The sequence below is a fragment of the Streptomyces stelliscabiei genome (assembly GCF_014873495.1).
Lineage (GTDB): Bacteria > Actinomycetota > Actinomycetes > Streptomycetales > Streptomycetaceae > Streptomyces > Streptomyces bottropensis.
Map to the genome: position 1 here is coordinate 83,888 of NZ_JADBGF010000001.1, position 19,832 is coordinate 103,719.

Here is a 19,832-nt window from a genome sequence, read left to right on the forward strand (position 1 = left end):
TTTCATAGCGCCAAGAATTCGAGAACGATCAGGAGGAACATCATGCAGGTTCGCAGGATTTCAGAGATCGAAGGCACTGACCGCGATGTCACGGCGGCGAGCGGCGCGTGGCGCAGCAAGCGCATCCTGCTGGCTTCGGACGGATTCGGGTACTCGGTTTCCGAGACCGTCGTGTACGCCGGAACCGAGACCGACATCTGCTACGCGAACCACGTGGAAGCCGTCTTCTGCATCTCCGGGAAGATGATTCTGGTCGACCGCGACGAGAACGAGGAACACGTCATCACGCCCGGCACCCTCCACATCCTGGACGACGCCGACAACCACACGATCAAGCCGATCGAGGACAGCACGTTCCTGTGCATCTTCACCCCGGCCCTCACCGGCCGTGAGGACCACGACGAGAACGGGGTCTATCCGCTGCTGACGGACGAGGCGGTGAAGGCCAAGTAGGCCGCACCGCGGCCCCGCGCACTCCTGGAGTCCCCGCCAGGCCACTGGCGAAGAACTCGGCGTCACCGCGTCCGGGACGGCCACGGCGGCGGATAGCCCCACGACGGGCCGGGTAGGTGCGCACGATCACGGATCTGCCCGAAGGGAACCTACAGTGAAAGTCCTGTGGCTCACCGCCCACCCCGAACCCCGTTCTCTGAACGGCTCCTTGTACCGCGACGGTCTCCAACACCTCCTGGCCCAGGGGCACGAGGTGCGCACCAGCGACCTGTACGCGATGAAGTTCGACCCGGTCGTCAGAGCCAGTGACTTCTCCCACCCCGACGGCGAGCGGCTCGTCGTCGGTAGCGCGGCCCAGCAGGCCTTCGAACAGGGTGCGCTGTCCCCTGACATCGCCGCCGAACACGACAAGTTGTCCTGGGCGGACACGCTCGTCGTCCAGTTCCCCTTGTGGTGGTACGGAATGCCGGCCATCCTCAAGGGCTGGTTCGACCGCGTCTTCGTCGGCGGGTTCGCCTTCGGCGTCCGCGACGCCCGGGGGCACCAAGTGCGCTACGGCGAGGGGGCACTCACAGGCAAGCGTGCGATGGTCGTCGTCAGTGCCGGAGCTCGCGAAGCGAGCCTTGGCCCTCGCGGCATCAACGGTGAGCTCAACGACCTGCTCTTCCCACTCCAGCACGGCACGCTGTGGTACGCAGGGATCAAGGTCCTGCCCCCGCTGCTCGTCCACGGAGCCGACCGCATGGACGAAGCCGCATACGCCTTCCACACGAACGTCCTGCGCCAGCGCCTCGAAAACCTACCCCACACCGGACCACTGCCGTTCCGCCACCAGAACGACGGCGACTACGACGAGGACCTGGTCCTGCGCCCCCAACTCAACCCGCACGCCACAGGGACCGCCGCCCACTACCGCACTGAGAGCTGACCACGAGGCCGTCCTCGTCAGTCGCCGTCGGCTACGTAACCGAGAGCGGGGACCGTAAGACGTTCGACTCCGGCCCGCAATCGGTGGCAGCGCCGTGTAGTGACTACTGGAGGAGGATGCAGTCGCGCAGCAGAGGGAACCCGGCTCGGCCGTGCATCTGTCTCATGATCCGTTTGATTCGTATGTTGACACCCTCGGCGCGGCCGTTGTGGCACGGACAGGTGAAACCGGCGGCAACGGCGGCGCTGTCGAGTTCGAGGCCGTTCGCGAAGGAGTGCAGGTGGGGCGGGAGCCGACTTCGGCCAGGACCCTGCCGCACAGGTTGGACCAGAGGTGCCACCTGACGCTGACCTGTACCGCTTCGGGGAGGGCTCGGCGGATCGCTTCGGCGTAGGTGGCGGAGCCGTCGCGGCAGACGTACTCGGCCCCGGGGTGCTCGCGCAGCCACGCGGTCAGGGACTGGGCGGTACGGTCGGGCAGGACATCGATCCGCTCGCCGGTCTCGGCGTCGATGATCACAGTGGCGTAGCGGTGCCGGCGTTTGAGTGCGAAGGCATCGACGCCGAGCACGCGCGGGACACACGGCGGTGTCACTACCTGGCGCATGAGCATGCGCAGGGCGGTCGAGCGGGAGATCACGCAAGCCAGAACGCGCCAGAGGCGGGCGCCCGCCCGGCCCGCTAACCCCTTCACCACCGAGTTCAGTTGGTCGGCCAGGCGGCTGGTGCGGCCCTGGTAGCGCTCCACGACGCCGGGAACCCGCTCGCGGAACATCTGCCGCGGGCAGTCGAGAACCGGGCACACCAGGCAGCGGACCCGCACCGAGACGACGATCCGCCCTCCATCCATCGCCACGTCCCTGAGCACCCACCCATGAAACCCGTGCACCCGCGCTGTCGGCGTCCCGCACGCGGGCCACTGCACCGGATCATCCCGGGTCCGCGCCGACACCCAGATGACCTCGCCCTCGCCCGTCACCCCCTCGATGACCAGGGCCGACAACCCCGAAAACACCACCACCACAAGCTCATTGACATCCCGCACACCAAGCCAACGACAACCGTCACCCTTCGCTACCACCGAATACGGACCAGAGCCCAACGTTTTACAGACCCGGGCGCGACGGTGGCGACCTTGTGCAACAGGTCTTCAGTGACCGGTTCGAACGGCCGTGGCGGGCCACGATTGGCGTGGCCCGCCACGGCGGGTTGCTCGAATGTGGGTTGGTTACGGTATGAAGCCGTAGTCCAACTGCTTGATGAGCTTGGTCTTGTTGCCCTTCAGGGACACCAGGAGCGTGCGTGCGAGGGTGCCGCCGAAGCGGGTCCCGCCGTCGGCGGTCGGGACCGTGTCGATGAAGCTCTCCACCAGCCCGTTGGGCATCACGTAGTGCGAGTACTGCTGCGTGGGGGCGTCCTCCGGGTTGCCCAGGACCAGTGCGCTGCCGTTGAGCGGCATGTAGTCGCTGCGCAGGGACGCACCGACGAACCCGTAGAGGCCGTCCCAGCCGCTCAGCCCCGGCGCGAACGTGAACTTGTGGCTGATGGTGAACAGGTAGTACTTGCCGTTACGGATGACCAGATGAGGCCGTTCGGTCTGCTGGTTCACACAGTTGGCCGAAAGTAGCGGGGGCTGCAGTCGCCAGTTGCGCATGCTGTCGCTGTCAGCCGTGGCCAGCCCGATGTTGCCCGTGTAGTACTTCGCGTCCTCCGGCACCTCATGGCCGGCCGGGACGTCACCTATGTCGCGCTTGGTGCACTGGTAGCTGCCGGCGACACCGGCCGTGTTGCCCTCGAACAAGAGGTGGATCTTGCGGTCCCGGGGGTCTCGGAAGACGAACGGGTCACGGAAGGCGTAGATGATCGGGCCCGCCTGGGACTGTTCCATGGTCTGGTACAGCTTGCCGTCGGCCTTGGCGATGATGCGGTGGTTCTGGAACCCGTCGAACCACACGTGGGTCTTGTCCGCGTGGATCCGACCGCTCGCCATCGCCAGGCGCTGCAGGGGATCGTTCGGGTCGACCCCACCGTTGTCGCGCCCGGAGGCGGTGTAGAAGGAGTACACCTTGTCGCCGACGAGCGCCGCCGAGCCGGCCCACTGACGTGAGCCGAACGCGGTACCGGGCTGGAACAGGTCGCCGCCGTACTTCCAGCTCTTGGCGTCACGCGAGTAGTAGTAGCCGATCTTCGCGTACCAGTGCCGGTCACCGAAGGGGACCGAGCGCGGAGCCGTCAGAGCGAAGATGACATGCCAGCCCTTGTAGGTGGCCGTCTTCGTGTTGAGCTTGGTCAGCGGCCAGGTGTCCCACTGCCACACCCTGTCGCTGATCACCGGAAAGTCGGGAGAAACATGGGGGGCCGTGTTGGCCTTGTCCTGCCGGAGCTTCAACGCGTCCGCGCGGGACCAGACGGCGAAGTAGTCGTCGTCCGCGCTGTACTGCCGCGTTCCCGTCTGGGACGAGGCTGGTCTGTCGGCGGAGGCTGGTGTCGCCACACCACCCAGCACCGCGAGGGCCATCAAGCCCGTAGCCAGCCGGATCAGCACTCTTCGTGCTCTGCGCATGCGTCTTCCTTCCGAGGAGGGTGATCGAAGGAACAGAACTGGAAGCGATTGCATTCGCGCCGGTACCCCTCTTCACTCCTGTTACTCCCTCACTTCCCGCCACTGGCAATGGGCTTCTGGGTTCAGGGAGTCAAAGAACAGCGACTTCCAGCCACGGCAATGACGGATGGCGTGCAACAACACGCTCAAGACCACCCAGCCACTCACCGCACCGACCCTCCAACTGCGCATCGCCCAGACCGGCAGCGCGCAGAGCACCGTCCGCCGAAAGCCGGCAGACGGCAGACGGCAGACGGCAGACGGCAGACGGCCCACGGACGGGTCCACCGTCGCCGTTCAGGAGGAGAGCGGCGCTCTGGTCTACCGCTGGGTCCTCAAGCCAGGCCGTATGGTGCCGCCCCCCGGCCCCGCCCGGGGCGCCCGGCTGCCGGCAGCACGTCTTCCCCGAACCGGCTAGTGCTACGACAATGCCGCCGCCGAGAGCTTCTTCGCGCTGCTGAAAGCGGAGATCGGCACCCGCCGCTGGCCCGACCGGACCACTGCCCGCGCTGAGATCTTCACCCTCATCGAGACCTTCTACAACCGCAAGCGGCTGCGGAGGCATCCAGTCTGGGGCTGCCTCACGCCGCTGGAGATCCGGCAGCGACACGAACAGGTACATGCCCTCGCGGCGTAAGCATCGAGTGTCCAGCATCACGGGGAAACCTCAGACTCCCACAGTCACCTCGAAACGACTCCCTCACTCAGATGCAAGGCAACGGCCGGGGCTGGGCTCGACTAGGACTTGTCCGGGCGATCAAGTTCGCAGCCAGATGAGCAGGGTTGCTGCTGTGGCGGTGCCGAGAAAGACGTACCCGCGCTTGCCGTAGCGGGTGGCGACTGCCCGGGACTGTTTCGGGCGGTTGATCGCTCGTTCGACGGTGTTGCGCTTCTTGTAGCGGTCTTCGTCGAAGCCGGGCGGTCGTCCGCCGCGAGAACCTTTGCGCAGGCGGGCTGCCCGGCTGTCGGTCTTCTCCGGGATCGGTGGCGAATGCCCCGTCGTCGCAGGTACTCGCGGCAGGGTCCGTTGCTGTATGCCTTGTCGGCCGCCAGGCTGTCGGGCTTCTTGCGCGGCCTGCCCGGGCCGGTCCTGGGGACGCGGATCCTCTCCGGAACCGGGCTGAACTGGGTGCAGTCCGCCCGCTGGCCGCCGGTGACCACCAGGGACAACGGTCGGCAGCGGCCGTCCGCGCTCAGGTGGAGCTTGCTGGTGAACCCGCCCCGCGGGCGGCCCAGGCCCTCACCTCCCGCGCCACCTCCACCAGGCGGGCGATCAGGCTCTGCCACGGCGTTTCGCCCTGATGTTCCGCCTCTTCGGCCCCCTTGATGGTGGAGTCGACCGAGAAGTCCCAGTCGACCTCACCTGCCGCATCGGCTGCGGCCTGGACCTGCTGGAGCAGTCGTTCCTATGTTCCGTCGGCCGACCACAGCCGGTGGCGTACATAGACGGTCTTCCACGGCCCGAACCGTTCGGGCAGGTCACGCCACTGCACCCCGGTCCGCACCCGGTGCAGAATCCCGTCGATCACCTGCCGGTGATCCCGCCATCTGCCACAACGCCCGTTGCTGACCGGCAGGAACGGCCGCAACCGTTCCCACTCAGCATCTGTCAGTTCACCCCGCCCCATGCCCACATCAACGACCCGAGCGCGGAGTAGTCACATGATCGCCCGGACAAGTCCTAGCTGATGTACAGGTTGCCGCGCGTCTGCGCGGCGAGGGAGATCGCAGTGTGCTGCTCGCCGGTCAGGTCCTCCAAGACATGGGAGGGCGCGGCGTCACTCAAGCGGGCCGGAGATCCGGAGGTGACCCAGGCAACCTGGGTGATGCTCGCTACTCGGCGGCTTCCTCATCCGGTCGTCGTTACGCCGGGTCGATGCGCGAGATGCTGCCACGCAGGTCGAGCACGTACAGCTCGCCACTGCCTCCCTGCGCGAACGAGACGACGCTGCCGCCGTTGACTCCGAGGTCGCTCACGCCGGTCACCTCGCCGTTCTCCATCTGCAGAGCGCGGACGGTGCCATCGCAGAAGTCGCTGAACACGTACTGGCCCTTGAGGTCCGGGATCGCCTTGCCTCGGTAGACGTATCCGCCCGTCACCGAGCAGCCCCGCCCGGTGCGGTCGTACTCGTGGATCGGCCGTACGTGGTTCGCGGGCTCCGTGCCGCCCCGGAAGGGATGGTTGCCCTCCATCTGGGACCAGCCGTAGTTCTCGCCGCCCTTGCTGTTCGCCGGGGCCCAGTCGATCTCCTCCCAGGCACTCTGGCCGACGTCACCGATCAGCAGGTCGCGCGTGCCCGCGTCGAAGGAGAACCGCCACGGGTTGCGCAGCCCGTACGCCCAGATCTCGTCCTTCGCGTTCGGGTCGTCCACGAACGGGTTGTCCGGCGGGATCGCGTACGGCTTGCCACCGCTCGGGTCGATCCGCAGCAGCTTGCCGAGCAGTGTGTCGAGGTTCTGCCCGTTGCCGTGCGGGTCGCCGCTCGAGCCGCCGTCGCCGAACGCGATGTAGAGGTAGCCGTCGGGGCCGAACTTGATGTCGCCGCCGTTGTGGTTCGCGTAGGGCTGCGTCTGGGTGAGGACGGTGCGCCGGGTTTCCGGCCGGATCCTGCCGTCCCGCACGGCGAACTCGTCCACGGTGCTGGTGCCTTGGAGGTTGGTGAACGAGATGTAGAAGTGTGCGAACTCGTTGTCGAACGCGATGCCCAGCAGGCCGCGTTCGCCGTCGGTCGTGGTCTCACCGGATATGTCGAGGACAGGCCCGCCGAGCCCCTCACCGTCCAAGACCCTTACTCTGCCTGCGCGTTCGGCTATCCAGACCGTGCCACCGGGACCGGCGGTGCCAGCGGATGGATTCTGGGCCGTGGCCACTTTCTTGAGTGTGACCTTCGCTGCCTGACGTGGGGCGGCGGGCTCGTCGGCAGACGCCGTGGTTAAGGCGAGGGAAGCGACGAGGCAGAGGGTGCCGATGATCGCTGAGCTTCTGGTGCGAACTTTCACCGTGATCCTCCTGGAGGCGGCGAACCGGGAGAGGCCACCCGGCGGCCAGGAAGGCAGAATCAGGTGGGTGTCGTCCACGCCGGCACGCAACTTGAGTGGGGGGATGGTGCGCTACTGGCCACGGGTGAGGCTACCGGGACAGGGGTTATAGACATAGACCAACGCTCCATCCATCTACCTGAGGGAGGCCACGGGGCTGCTGCGGGCACTGTCAACTCTGACGCACTGCCAGATGATCACAAAGGCGATTTGCGATCTTCACCGCTGATTCCGCGGCCGAAGCGCCGAATCGGCCTGCCGGGAGGGAGGATCTGACTGAGGTCTTCCTTCTTGATCATCTGACGCCCAGTCAAAGTTGACAGTTCCCGCGGAACGACGGCGGGAAACGGTGATACAGCCACACCCAGTGGGAGATGACCTCGCCCGGGTACCGGTGCCCCTTGTGCGACGGAGACGCGGCCCCCCGCGGCTGGCACGGACGCCTGGCAGAGCTTCCGGCAGCGAGTGGCCCGCGTCTTCAGCCGTGCCCCTGCGCCGGAGGCGCCCCAGGAAGCAGCGCTGGACAGGCTGGACCGCACGGCAACCGAAACTGGAAAGCGCCGACCCTGGCGCGGCCGAGCGGGTAGGGACGCCGCATTGAGCTGCCCCGAGTTTCGTAGAGTCCGGTGGTCTTGTTTCAGGCGGACTGCAGGGCGGCTTCCTGTTGTCGCCAGAAGTCGCGTTCGTACTCGGCGGGCGATACGTAGTCGAGTGCGGAGTGCAGGCGTTCCTCGTCGCACCACGTGACCCACTGGAAGATCGCCCGCTCGACCTGGTCGACGTCCCGCCACGGCCACTTGCATCTCGATCAGCTCGGCCTGAACGTGCCGTTCGGCACGAGCACTTCACGGCGGCCGAACAGCGTCTGCCGACGGTCTTGCTGAAGTCGGTGGACGGGTAGTCGAAGCGGCACTGTCACGTTGGCTGAGCGGTGGGATGATCTTCGGGTTGATCAGGCTGGGAGGGGTCGTGAGTGGGGAGGGGAAGCCGAACAGAGGTGACGCCTGTCGGCGATGACGCTCTTCGGTTCCTCGATCACACAAGAGGCTCACCACGCCCCGCAACCGCTGCGGCAAAATACGCAATATCGGCAACCTTCTCCCCATGGTCATGCCTGGAAAATGTAGGGGTAGCATGAGGGATCAGTCAGCCCCTGGGCGGTATGTTATGCAGAGCTGGGAAGGCAGATGGCCGCTCGCCGGCCGGCAATCGCACCTGAACTCCTTTCGCAAGGAACTGTCAGCCAGCCGCATTCAGGGCTGGCTGGTCTGTGGACCCGCCGGGGTGGGAAAGACCCGGCTGACGGAAGAGTTCCTGGCCCTTGCCGCTGCCGACAAGCGGCCCACGGCCAAAGCAGTGGCAAGCCGGGCCGCAGCCCAGGTGCCCCTCGGCGCGATCGCCCACATCCTTCCTGCCGGTGCCGACATGACCGACCCAGTGCAGGGTTTCCACGCCGTGGCCCAGGCACTATCAGGATTGGCTCAGCCCACCGTAATTCTCGTGGACGACCTGCATCTGCTCGACAATTCATCTGCTGCTTTGCTCGGCCAGCTCCTCGATTCCGGGACGATAGTCCTGATCGGCACTGCCCGTACCGGCGGGCAGACCAGTGACGTCGTCAACGCCCTGCTGCAGCGTGGTGACCACATCCGCCGCATCGACCTTGAGCACATGGTTCGTGACCAAGTCGACGGGCTTCTCCAGCGCGTCCTCGGGGGCCCCCTCAGCCGACGCGCTCTCCACGCACTGTTCAGCGCCAGCGGCGGAAACCCTCTGTTCCTGAGAGAACTCGTGCTGGGTGCCATAGCCCAGGGAAAGCTCACTCTCAACGACGGGGTCTGGGACACCTCAGAAGAGCCGCTTCCCGTCACCCCGCACCTCAGGGATCTCATTGCCGGCAGAATCGCTTCCTCACCGCCGGGAGCACGGGCCTTGCTCCAGTCGCTCGCCATCTGCCGTGCGCTCTCCCTCACCGATGCCACAACACTCGCCGACCGAACGGACCTGGAAAGCCTCGAGCGATCAGGCATAGTCGAAATCTCCGTCCAGGGGGCCCGGGTGATCGTCACCCTGGCGCACCCTCTGTACGGAGAAGTCATCGCCGCCGAGACCTCCGCTCTTCAGCGCTACGACCTCGCCCTGCGCCAAGCCGAGCGCATCGAGTCGTACGGCCTCAAGCGACGCGACGATGCCCTTCACGTCGCTTCCTGGCGACTGGCCGCCATCGGCACCGCCGCACCTGACCTGCTCCGGCAGGCTGCCGCAATCGCCATGAACCTCAACGACAACAAACAAGCCATTGAGCTGCTTACTGCGATCAAGGCAGAACAGCACACTACGGAAAGCCGTGTGCTTCTCGGCCGGGCCCTCATGCACACCGGTCAACTCGAACGTGCCGAAGTCGTCCTCGCCGAAGCCGACACCCACGCCCGCAGCGACGAGGAGAGAATCATTACGGCGACGACTCGCTGCACCAACCTCTTCTGGGCCGACCCTGACCCGGCCAAGGCCGTCGCCGTGTGCGCCGCAGCCCGTTCCGCCCTGTCCGACCAAACTGCCGCTCAACAACTCCGTCTCATGGAGGGAGCCATGCTCACGGTGGGGGGCTCGCCGGTCCCGGGGCTGCAGATCCTCGACGAACTGCCCGATAGCCCGCCTCAAGAGGCTTTGGACGTCTGGCTGGCAACGATCAACGCGAAGACCCTGGGCCTGACGTTCGTCGGCAGCGTCGAACGAGCCCGGACTTTGTCCGAACGCGCCAAGGCCGCCCACGAAGCGGTCGGTGAGGGCAGACTGCTCCCCCATCCCGCCATGCAGGTCGCACCACTCGCGCTGTCACTCATGGAAATGGGAGAGATAGACCAGGCCCGCCAGCTCTGTCTCAGCGCCGCGGACAGCCTGCAGGCCGCACACTCCCCAGTGGCCCGCCAGTTCCTGGCATTCGAGAGCGCCCGCGCAGAGTGGCTGGCCGGGCGCCCCGTGAGCGCCCGCCGCTGGTACGCCGAAGGCGTCTCCACAGCACGCACATACCACCTGGACAGGGTCATTCGGTTGCACATGTCGGGGTTGATGGCGTGCGCAGCGCTCATCGGCGACATCGACACGGCCGCGTCTCTCGTCACCGACTACGAAGCCGTCGCACCAAGCGGCAGCTTGAACGGTGAGGAGTCGATCGGCATGGCCTGGCTGCACGCCGCTCGCGGCGAACTCAGCCGCGCCAGGGAACTGTTGCGTACCGCTGCAGACAGGGCCAGGCACACCGGCCACCTCGTCTCCGAGGCACTCGTGCTTACCGACATCGCACGCCTGGGAGACCCGAAGGCGGTACAGGAGCGCCTGGCCGAACTTTCCGTCCAGGGCGACGGCGCTTTCACCCCCGCACGCGCACGGTTCGTGACTGCTCTTGCGAAGAAGGATCCACAGCGGCTCATGGCATGCTCAGAAGAACTCGAGCACATGGGTGCACGGCTCCTGGCCGCCGAATCAGCGGCTGCAGCAGCCAACGCCTGGAGACGAAAAGGAGATGCCCGCAAGGTCACGGCTGCCACCGCTGACGCGACGCGCCTCGCCGAGCAGTGTGAAGGTGCCCGGACGCCCATCTTGTCCACCATCGCGGGCGCTGTCGAACCCCTCACGCAACGTGAGCAGGAGATCGCTTTGCTGGCTGCCGCTGGGAAGACCAGCAAAGCTATTTCGGAGCATCTGACGCTTTCCGTCCGCACCGTCGACAACCATCTACAGCGCATCTATCTCAAACTCGGGGTCCGCAGTCGCAGGGATATCGCTCTGGCCCTGAAACACGAAGGACCTATTGAACTGGCGTAGCACGAACGCGATTTCGCCGTCTTGCGTCCGACCGCGGAGCGGCGGAACGCAGGACGTGCCTGTACGTCCCGACGATCGGGATCGACAGGATCGCGCCCTCCATGAAGTGCAGGCCGGTGCCGAAAGCAGATCGTCAGGGAGCGAGTAGCCGGTGAACCCGGTGAACATGCCCAGGAACAACAGCAGGACGCCGAAGACCCAGTTGACCTCGCGCGGCTTGCGGAACGCGCCGGTGAAGAAGACGCGCGCGATCATCCCGGCGAGGAACAGCAGCGCCGATCAGCGGTGCAGCTGGCGGATCAGCAGCCCGCCGCGTATGTCGAAGCTGATGTCGAGCGTGGACTTGTACGCCTCGCTCATCATCTGCCCTTGCAGCGGGATGTAGCTGCCGTGGTACGCGACCTCGGTCGTCGACGGGTGGAAGAACAGAGTCAGGTAGACACCGGTCAGGATGAGGATCAGGAGTGAACGAGCTGGCCGAGGGCCTGACGGGGCGTTGCATGCACGGGACTGAAAGGGAACAACACTCAAACCTTTCGATCGCCTTCCCGCCCAGCGTGGGCGACATCCACCAGCACTCCGCTGAGCCGGTCACCGCCTGCACGTTCACTCCGCGCAGACGGTGCTGTGGGACGGTCGGCCCGACCGTAACCGCCGCGGTCGCACTGCGCGAGTGCGCCGTCCGGCAGGTAGCAGGGCGTACCCGGGGCCGGCTTGGCGCAAGGCACGCATCAGACGCCGCGCGCATCGGCGAGCAGGCCGATCACCGCTGCTGAGATCAACGGCCACGAGCGTCGGCCGGCAGGGCAAACGCCGCGCCAGCGGTTTCCGCCACCGGCTGACGAGGCCCCTCGCCCCCCACCGTGTCCGGTCGTCGGCCGGCCATGCGGCATCCGAGACAGTCGGGGTGGCCACCGCGCGCACCCACATCGCGCACGCGCCAGTCCCACTGGTCATCGGGACGGGGGCCGCTCGGCTTTCCCCACCCGGCCAGGTGGAGCACCCACGTGACCCCCGCAGCGAGTACGACAGTTGCTGCCCCTGCCGCGATCACGAGGGCTGAGACGGCTGTCACGCCAATGCCGGCGATTGCGAAGCCGACCACGGCGATGAAGGTGCCGGTCCATCCCGCCACCGTGTGACCCATGTCCACATGGCCGTGTGCGCTCATCAGGTTCTCCCAGGTCTCATGGCAATGAGCCGATAGTTCAGGTGCACGAGCATGGGCCGCTCACGCGGTCAACAAATGAGCAAACGGTACTCATCCGCCGCTACTGAGCCTCTTTCATCCCGTCTTTGCACAGGTCAGAGAGGCGCGGACGGTAAGGACGATGGGGCTGAGGCGGTTGGTCAAGCAGCGTGCCCTCCATCGCAGGAGCACCAGGAGTCGAGTAGGACGAGGGCGCCTTTCCCGGAGCGCGCGCAGGTGGGCGTGGTCGCGGTTGTACCTGACTGGTAGCGCTCGGGCAGATCACGGTGTCCGTGGTACGGGGGCGGGCGGTGGCCTCAAAGCCGCGAAGGGGCCTCTCAGGAATGGAAGTCGCAGTGCAGGAACCGCCGTTGCGCGCCGTTCACGACGATCTCATGCCCGGGCAACTCCTCTGGCCGCCGCCGACCTTGGGAGGCGTGTCGGTAACGGCATCTGCGCGACCCAAGGTGACCGCGGCAAGGCGGACAACTCGCGAGCGGGACAACCCCGCTGCGGCAACCAGTTGCTTCGCGGTCCGGGCCGCCCGGCAGGCCTCCATTAGAGAGACGAGAACCAGCTCCGCGCAGTACTCGCCCAGCGGCTGGACTCGGCGACGTGCCACCGGCGCACTCCCCGAGACAGCTTGGTCAACTGCTCGTCGAGGGTGAACGCGCCGGCCTCTGCCTGCAGCCTCGCGGCTCGGCGAAACGCGGAGGCGCGGTCCCACGTGCTCTGTCTACCTCAAGGAGCCCCTCTGCAGGCTTTGCGGAGTGCGGCAAGCCTTCAGCCCCTGTGGCTGCAGGGACACAGCGAGGGCGAACAAGTCGGAGAAGCGGCCTAGGCGCAGACGCAGACGCAGACCGGCCTGACCGTCCGGGCGGCATGCCTGCCTGCACGGTCGACACCGCTGCGGCCGTCCTCACCCCCGCACATGACGGCTCGCTCGTCGGCTGTGCGGCCCTGGGCCGCGACGTCGCAACGCGTCGAGACGTGACTTCGCCCGCCTGCCGCACCCCAGCGGGGCCGTCGTCCTGCACCGCGGCCGAACTGCCGGCGAAGACGACCAGGTGCAGAACGAGGAATCGCCCGATTCCGGCGAGGCCGGAAGCGCCGAGGTAGACGACCTGTTCACTCAGCATGCCGGCCGACGGCTGCAGCAGGTGCAGGAAGAACGTCGCCGCACAGGTCATCACGTAGGCAGCCGAGGCCGACCCGGCGGACTGCCAGTGCTGGCGCCATCCGGCACGCCTACCGGCCTGGAAGGTGAAGCGTGCGTGCAGTTCTGTGCACAAAAGAGTTGAAGCTGCGGTGACCAGCGCGTTCGCCATCGCCCACGGCATCAGTGCGGCCATCAGCGCCACGGCCGGGCCGGAAGCGAGACCGACACCCCCGCCGCACAGGACGAACCGGGCGAAGGTGGCGAGCGGGCCGGGCTGGGGCCGGTGCTCCCCGTCCGCGCCGGCCGCCGACCGGCCTGTGCGCTGCGCCTTGGACGCCGCACCGGACTTTGAGGGGAGCAGCGGTTTCATGGCGGTCGCCTTCCGGTCCAGGGGCCGTCGGCCTCGGTGCGATGAGGTGCGGAACAGAAGGCCTACAAGCGTTGGCCATCATGCGTTGACAAGAGTGCCAGCCCTAGGGCACGAAAGTCAACGCCAGTTGGCCTACAGTTGTTGGCATAGCGTCGGAGGCCGGTGGCACCACCGCCCGCCGGCGCTTCTACCGCGTCGCGGTCGCCCCTTTTGAAGTCGACCGCAGGCGCTTCGCAGCCTGCAAGCGCACCACCACCGCGCCGGTGCCGCCGATGCCGACCGACACCCCCTCGACCTCACTCCGGTTCCAGTGACGACCTTGTCGGATCCCGGATGCACCTTCCCTCTCCCGGGCAGTCACGCACCCGGCGAAATCGTGCCCCTAGCCGACGGTCCGGCGTTTGCCCGTCACAGCGTCCAGTACGGCGCGGCTGCCCCTCGGCGAGTTTGCCGCGGCGGTGACGCCCGTGCCACGTCTGCGGGCGCCCGGAGGTGGAGGCCCGCGGAGTTCCGTCCCGGGAATGTGTCAACGCCGTCGTCGCCCGGTCGCTGCAGAGCTGGAGCCTTACGGCAGTCCCCACCCTTGGGGCGCAACGGACCGCCCGGGCAAGGCGTCACGCCGCGTTCACGCGGCATACGGGCGACCGGCGGCGTCCCGGATTGCGCCGGCCTTCGCCCCGGCTCTCATTCATCGGCGGATCGGGCCGGACGGAGAAGTGCGCCAAGTCCTGGAGCCAGGAGGTCGACGATCCGCTCGGAGTCCATGACGGCGAGCGGGTTCAGCCTGAGAACGTAACGGCTGAAGATCAGTCCGAGAGTTGTCGTCAGCACGGCCCCCGCTCGTTCCGCGGCGTCGGTTCCGCCGATGCGTTCCGCCAGCCGGGCGCTCAGTTCCCGCTCGACGTACTCGCGGAACGCACGCAGGAGCGCCGGGTCCCGCTGGGCCTGGGTGACCAGCAGCGTCAGCGAACCACCGAGTGCCGGGTCGTCCCATACGGCCAGGACAGCCCGGATGATCTGCTGAGGCATCTGCTCGGGATCACCCTCGAGCACGCGGGCCATCACCTGGCCCGGGCTGATTCCGAGCGCCATCGCTCCACCGAACAGCCCTTGCTTGGAGCCGAAGTGATAGCTGATCAGGGCCGGGTCCACGTCGGCTGCCGACGCAACGGCTCGCATCGTCGTCGCGTTGTAGCCGTGCTGCAGAAACGCCGTCTTCGCCGCCGCCAGAATCCTCTCCTTGGCGTCGGAGCCTCCACGTGGACGTCCGCGAGATTTATTCATCATCATTGAATATCATGGGGCGGAAACCCTCGTGTGGCGCGCAGGTGCTCACACAACCCAGGTCACGCCCCTGGCGCCCAGCGGGCGACCGGGGACGACGACCGCGGCGGTGAGCGCCGCCGCCCTGCGGGCTCAGCGGGTGATGTCGACAAAGACCATGGGCCGGTCGGCGACGGTGTGGAACGCGGCCTCGTTGCGGCCCCACCAGTGACCGGTCGGTTTGCCGGTGACCGCGTCGGCCTGGACGAAGATCGTTCCCCGGCCGGCGCCGCTCCATTCCTTCGTGGCAAGCCCCGGAGAGCCCTCGACCCGGCTGTCCCGGAATGCCCAGTGTGACGACGTCCTGGATGAGAAGGCGACGCCGTGCGGGGCGGAGGTGCTGTCGGAAACCCTGACTGCGTACTCCTGGGTGGCGCTGTTGCCGTCGCGCTCGAACGGTGTCACGGACTGCACGACCATCATGTGCCCGGTAGCGCCCCCGTCCGAGCCGTCCAGGTACTTCACCGCGATGACGGAACCCGCATGCAGGTCGCTGACCCGCTGTGCGGAGGGGCGGCTGACGTGATCGCTCATGTCATCGAGCGCACCGCCGGCGGAGGTGTCGGTGAAGGCGTCGTAGTACTGCTCCGAGGAAGGGCTGCGGAAGCCGATACCGGAGGTGAACCACGCGTCGGTGGCCCAGGAATAGGCATGTTTCATCGAGGCGGTGAGGAACTGCGCGCACTTGGCCTCGACCTGATAGGAGCTGGGATTCCCGGGCGTGCCCCAGACGACCGTGGCTGTGGCGGAGTCCGTGTGGTCGAGAGCACCGGGGTAGAAGTTCTCCGGGTCCTGTCCTGGCCAGCCGAGTGTCGCGAGTTGGTCGATGATCTCGTTCTCGGCGGCCACCAGGGGGGCGCCGTCTTCGGTTCCGGCTGCCTGCGCCGTCGTCGGCATGACCGCCAGAACAACGGCTGTCGACACTGCGCACAGGGGGCCTATGAGCTTGTTCATCGTGCTGATCTTCTTCTTTCTGTGATGCTGTTCTGTCGCGGCGGAGTTGGTTACTTGCCGCGGGGGTGATCGAGCGGCACAGCCGGATGTCGTGCAGTGCCGCAGGCCGGATCAGCCATCGCGCGGCGCCGTGCAACGGGAACCGGCCGCCCTGCCGTCTCAGCGGCCCGCCGACGTCCCCGGAGCGGGCGAGTCCGGGCCCCGCACTGAGGGGCGTTCCAGGTCGGCCGCCCTCCCTCACCGCGAAGCCTCCCGCCTTTGGCACCGCTCCAGTTGCTCGGGCAAGCAGGGTCAGTCAACCGCGAGCCGGGGAAGCTGAGATGAGTAATCTCTGCCCATCCGGGCGGCCGGGGGCAGGCCATAGGCGCTGGCTCTGATCTCAGACATACGAGGTGGCCGCGGCCGCGCTGTGCCGATCGCGTCCGGGAGCGACGTATCAGGTCGCCGCTGATCTGGGACCGTCTCGAAACGCTCCGGAGGCGGAGCGGGCCGCCGAGCAGCCCTGCGCTGTTGTAGACGCGTCACGCGGCTATGCGCAGGAAAGGTCCGCGAGGCCGCAGGAGGAACGCTTCCTGTTCGGCGGCCGCACCGCTCCGGCGTGAAGCGGCCGTGCACCATCCTCACCGCCCCTGCTCGGTTTCGTGCTGTTGGCACAGAAAATGCGGCCCCACCGTGCAACCGATGCCGGACCCGCCACCCGGATATGCAAGGTGCACCGCGCCGCGGACGGCATCCGGTGGCGCCCAGATCGCCGCCGAGGTGCGGGAGATGGGCAGGCGTGTCAACGACGAACGGGCGGCCGGTCATGCACTGGGCCGACCTGACCGGACTGGACTGCGTAGGAAGCGCCGTCCCACCATGAAGGCCGTCGCACAGACAGGCGACCTGACCGCTCGCGGCTTCAGCCCCGCGGCGGTGGACACGAGGTGGCCGACGGCACCGCCTGGAGCTCCGGCCGGTTCCGTCGTCTGATCTGCCTGTTCAATGGGCGGACGCCTGCGGTTCGAGGATGCTCCGGATGGCCGGCGTGTAGGCGGCGACGATCTCTTCAGGCGTCATGCGCACTACGGCTGGGATGCGCAGCAGATAGCGGGTGAGGGCGAGGCCGAGGAGCTGGGCGGAGACCAGCCCGACGTTGTCCTTGGTGGCGGGGCCGAGGGCCGGGGAGACCTGGGCCGCGAAGATCTCCCGCATGCGGTGCGCCGCCTGGTCGTTCGTGACGGCGGAGCGCAGAAGCAGCAGCAGCGCGTCGTCGGCGCCCTCGTGCTCCCAGCGGTGCAGGAAGTGCCGCACGAGGGCTTCGGCCCGTTCCTCTGCGGGCGTGGCGGACAGGTCCGGAAGGCGCAGGTCGATGTCGAGGGCGGCGTCGAAGAGCTGGGCTTTGCTGCCGTAGTAGCGCATGACCATGGAGGGGTCGATGCCTGCGTCGGCCGCGACGGCTCGGATCGTCGTGCGTTCAAAGCCCTGTGCGGCAAAGCGCTGGCGGGCGGCGTCGAGGATCGCTGTCCGCGTGCGATCGGAGCGGCGCGGACCCGGGGTTGTTTCTGGAGTGTCTACTGTCATGCCAACAAATGTAGGCCACCGCGCGTTGACTTTCCATCTCCACGGGTGCATTAATGTCAACGGCGGTTGGCCAACACTTGTTGACGACTGTGTCCCATCTCCGTGCCGCCCGTCCGGGCGCCGGGAGGGGCCAGCATCGCCGGTCTCGGCCAGCGCCCTGCCCCCACCAACTGCGCGCTCCGCGCGCTACGCACTGCGCTGCCTGCCCATGGCGCACTTCCATGGCCCGCGCCATGGAAGCCGCTCACCGCACCAGCGCACTCCGTCCAGCGGGAAAGGACGCCTCTCATGAACCGAGGCCTCACAGCACAAGGTCACAAAGTAGTGCGCCACGGCGCGGTACTGGCCGTCACATGCCTGGCTCTGGCAACCGTCGTCTCGGCCATGGCATCGCTGAACGTGGCCCTGCCGGACATCGCCCGTGAGACCCACGCAAGTCAGACGCAGCTGTCGTGGATCATCGACGCCTACAGCCTGGTGTTCGCCGCCCTCCTGCTGCTGGCGGCGACCCTGGGCGACCGGTTCGGCCGGCGCCGGGCCCTGCTGGGCGGCCTCGCTCTGTTCGCAGCAGGCTCGGCCGCGGCGACCTTCTCTTCGGAACCCGGGGTTCTCATCGCCCTGCGGGCTTTGCTGGGGGTGGCGGCCGCCTTCGTCATGCCCGCCACGCTCTCGACCATCACCAGCACCTTTCCCCGCGAGGAGAGGACACGCGCGGTCAGCATCTGGGCGGCAGTCGCGGGAGCGAGCGCCATATTGGGGCTGCTGACCTCGGGGGCCGTGCTTGAAGTGTGGTCCTGGCGGTCTGTCTTCTGGGTGAACGTGGTTCTGGCGGTCGTAGCGTTCGTCGGCGCCTACGTCTTCGTGCCGGAGTCGGCCGAAGCCGACAGGCAGCGCGTCGATACGATCGGCGCAGCACTCACGGTCGTCGGCCTGGGAATCTTGGTCTACTCGGTCATCCAGGCGCCCGAGCACGGCTGGGGCAGCACGCGCACCCTGGCAGGCATAGCCATCGGGCTCGCCGTCCTGGCCGCCTTCGTCGCCTGGGAGCTGCGCCACCCCCACCCCCTGCTGGACCCCCGGCTCTTCCGCAACAGGCCGTTCGCCGCGGGGACTTTGTCGATCACCTTGCAGTTCTTCGCGTTCTTCGGGTTCATCTTCGTCGTCATGCAGTACCTGCAGCTCGTGCGAGGGGACAGTGCGCTGATCGCTGCCCTGAGTGTGCTGCCCATGCCCGCCGCGATGATTCCGAGCGCCCGGCTGTCCCCGAAGCTGGCGGCACGTGTCGGCGCTCGCCGTCCCTGGATCGCAGGGCTGATCGCCGTCGCCGTCGGTCTGAGCGTGCTCGCCGAGCTCGACAAGACGAGCTCCTACTGGCTCGTCGTGACGGGGCTCATTCCCCTGGGTGCCGGGATGGGCCTGGCCATGACGCCCGCCACCGCGGCCATCACCGACGCGCTGCCCGCCCGCCTGCAGAACGTGGGCTCCGCGGTGAACGACCTGTCCCGTGAACTGGGCGGCGCCCTGGGAATCGCCGTGCTCGGCAGTGCGCTGCACGCCGGCTACCGCAATACTCTCGACACCGAGGGGCTCCCGGCTCACGTGGCCGAGGCAGCTCGCTCATCTCTCGCCGCAGCCAACATCGTCGGCACCAGGACAGGCGACACCGCCCTGGTCAATCAGGCCCGCGATGCCTTCGCCTCCGGTCTGCACCTCGCTCTCGTCACCGGAGCAGGAGCAGCCGTCCTGGGTGCGGCATCGGTCGCCTTCCTTCTGCGGCGCTCCCCCGACACCAGTGACAGCGCCGACGGTTTCGACGGCACCGCCACGGAGGGATGACCGGCTCCCGCTCTCCTCCCCCACGCTGCCTGTGCCCCGCCTCGTGCCGGCACAGGCAGCGTCGTGCTCGGCCAAGGCCGTGAGGCCGGGATGGCGCATTGCGGCTTCTGCACGTCGTGGTCCCCCACGGCTGATCGCACCTGCGGCAGCTGTGGGAGGCACTGACGCGATGCGACGTCCTCGCCCTCGGGGTCGACGACCTGCACAACCTCGCAGAACTGGCGCCAAACACACCGGCGAGGAAGTCGCCGATCAAGGGCTACGAGGCTTCTCCGGGCTTCCGAGCTGTTGCGGTGCCGATGTTCTCGTGTTGATGCAGCTGAATGTACACAGCGCAACAGGTGTGGCGCTATCGACGGCCTCGGTGACGTAGCAGTAGACGGTGGTGGTGCCGATCCCGAAACCGGCCGCGCGCTGGCATGGGTCTGGCGGTTGCGAAGGTGGGCGAGAGTGAGCAGAGCCTGCCGGCCCGCGCTCAGGCGCCGCCATCGCGCGCCGAAAGCGCTCCGGCGTTCAGTCAGGCGAGGGCGAGCTAGCGGAGGGCAGAGCTGGCCACGGCGACGCCGGACGGGTAGACAAGCATGCGAAGCCT

The 19,832-nt window shown here is 67.4% G+C and carries 11 protein-coding genes and 8 pseudogenes; 6 read left to right on the top strand and 13 right to left on the bottom strand.

Annotated elements, in window-relative coordinates:
* Positions 1-42: 42 nt before the first annotated feature.
* Together H4687_RS00390 and H4687_RS00395 are read left to right on the top strand one after the other, a co-directional pair.
* Complete coding sequence (locus tag H4687_RS00390) at positions 43-453, top strand: ectoine synthase (RefSeq protein ID WP_046914751.1); 411 nt, start codon at positions 43-45, stop codon at positions 451-453.
* A 154-nt stretch (positions 454-607) separates the two neighbouring features.
* Entirely contained in the window at positions 608-1,381 is a 774-nt protein-coding gene (locus H4687_RS00395; RefSeq protein WP_046914752.1) for an NAD(P)H-dependent oxidoreductase, read from the top strand.
* Positions 1,382-1,657: 276 nt separating this feature from the next.
* On the opposite strand, the pseudogene H4687_RS00400 reads toward H4687_RS00395, so the two are convergent.
* Both H4687_RS00400 and H4687_RS00405 read right to left on the bottom strand, forming a co-directional pair.
* Positions 1,658-2,425 (bottom strand): annotated as a pseudogene (locus H4687_RS00400) (ISL3 family transposase); the annotation flags it as partial.
* Between the two features lie 183 nt (positions 2,426-2,608).
* Positions 2,609-3,943 (bottom strand): glycoside hydrolase family 68 protein, encoded by a 1,335-nt coding sequence (locus H4687_RS00405; RefSeq protein ID WP_046914753.1) that lies wholly within the window; start codon positions 3,941-3,943, stop codon positions 2,609-2,611.
* A gap of 166 nt (positions 3,944-4,109) precedes the next feature.
* On the opposite strand from H4687_RS00405, the gene H4687_RS00410 reads away from it, so the two are divergent.
* Both H4687_RS00410 and H4687_RS48365 read left to right on the top strand, forming a co-directional pair.
* The gene (locus H4687_RS00410; protein WP_046914754.1) at positions 4,110-4,400 is read left to right on the top strand and encodes a hypothetical protein; all 291 of its coding nucleotides are present in this window, start codon (positions 4,110-4,112) and stop codon (positions 4,398-4,400) included.
* A 33-nt stretch (positions 4,401-4,433) separates the two neighbouring features.
* Positions 4,434-4,619: pseudogene (locus H4687_RS48365) on the top strand (hypothetical protein); the annotation flags it as partial.
* A gap of 120 nt (positions 4,620-4,739) precedes the next feature.
* On the opposite strand, the pseudogene H4687_RS00420 reads toward H4687_RS48365, so the two are convergent.
* From H4687_RS00420 to H4687_RS48370, 4 genes and pseudogenes are all read right to left on the bottom strand, one after another.
* Positions 4,740-5,610 (bottom strand): annotated as a pseudogene (locus tag H4687_RS00420) (IS5 family transposase).
* A 235-nt stretch (positions 5,611-5,845) separates the two neighbouring features.
* Entirely contained in the window at positions 5,846-6,982 is a 1,137-nt protein-coding gene (locus H4687_RS00425) for a PQQ-dependent sugar dehydrogenase (RefSeq protein ID WP_046914755.1), read from the bottom strand.
* A 367-nt stretch (positions 6,983-7,349) separates the two neighbouring features.
* Positions 7,350-7,445 (bottom strand): annotated as a pseudogene (locus H4687_RS45930) (IS6 family transposase); the annotation flags it as partial.
* A 213-nt stretch (positions 7,446-7,658) separates the two neighbouring features.
* Positions 7,659-7,799 (bottom strand): annotated as a pseudogene (locus H4687_RS48370) (IS3 family transposase); the annotation flags it as partial.
* Positions 7,800-8,188: 389 nt separating this feature from the next.
* Between H4687_RS48370 and H4687_RS00430 the strand changes: the two are divergent.
* Positions 8,189-10,846, top strand: a complete 2,658-nt coding sequence (locus H4687_RS00430; protein WP_159026131.1) for a LuxR C-terminal-related transcriptional regulator — start codon at positions 8,189-8,191, stop codon at positions 10,844-10,846.
* Positions 10,847-10,907: 61 nt separating this feature from the next.
* Here H4687_RS00430 and H4687_RS00435 read toward each other — a convergent pair.
* The 6 genes and pseudogenes from H4687_RS00435 to H4687_RS00450 form a co-directional block, all read right to left on the bottom strand.
* Positions 10,908-11,314: pseudogene (locus H4687_RS00435) on the bottom strand (cytochrome b N-terminal domain-containing protein); the annotation flags it as partial.
* 310 nt (positions 11,315-11,624) lie between these two features.
* Positions 11,625-12,017, bottom strand: a complete 393-nt coding sequence (locus H4687_RS45935) for an HGxxPAAW family protein (protein ID WP_078907677.1) — start codon at positions 12,015-12,017, stop codon at positions 11,625-11,627.
* Positions 12,018-13,087: 1,070 nt separating this feature from the next.
* Positions 13,088-13,564, bottom strand: a pseudogene (locus H4687_RS45940) (hypothetical protein); the annotation flags it as partial.
* A gap of 684 nt (positions 13,565-14,248) precedes the next feature.
* A complete protein-coding gene (locus tag H4687_RS00440; protein WP_050399742.1) occupies positions 14,249-14,848 on the bottom strand; it encodes a TetR/AcrR family transcriptional regulator in 600 nt (199 codons plus the stop codon).
* Between the two features lie 132 nt (positions 14,849-14,980).
* Positions 14,981-15,841: a hypothetical protein gene (locus H4687_RS00445; RefSeq protein ID WP_159026132.1), complete on the bottom strand. Its 861-nt coding sequence runs from the start codon at positions 15,839-15,841 to the stop codon at positions 14,981-14,983.
* Between the two features lie 981 nt (positions 15,842-16,822).
* Positions 16,823-17,404: a TetR/AcrR family transcriptional regulator gene (locus tag H4687_RS00450; protein WP_046914760.1), complete on the bottom strand. Its 582-nt coding sequence runs from the start codon at positions 17,402-17,404 to the stop codon at positions 16,823-16,825.
* A 288-nt stretch (positions 17,405-17,692) separates the two neighbouring features.
* Between H4687_RS00450 and H4687_RS00455 the strand changes: the two genes are divergently transcribed.
* On the top strand, positions 17,693-19,240 hold the full coding sequence (locus tag H4687_RS00455) for an MFS transporter (protein WP_078907678.1): 1,548 nt from the start codon (positions 17,693-17,695) through the stop codon (positions 19,238-19,240).
* A 333-nt stretch (positions 19,241-19,573) separates the two neighbouring features.
* On the opposite strand, the pseudogene H4687_RS00460 reads toward H4687_RS00455, so the two are convergent.
* Positions 19,574-19,823 (bottom strand): annotated as a pseudogene (locus tag H4687_RS00460) (helix-turn-helix domain-containing protein); the annotation flags it as partial.
* Positions 19,824-19,832: the final 9 nt, after the last annotated feature.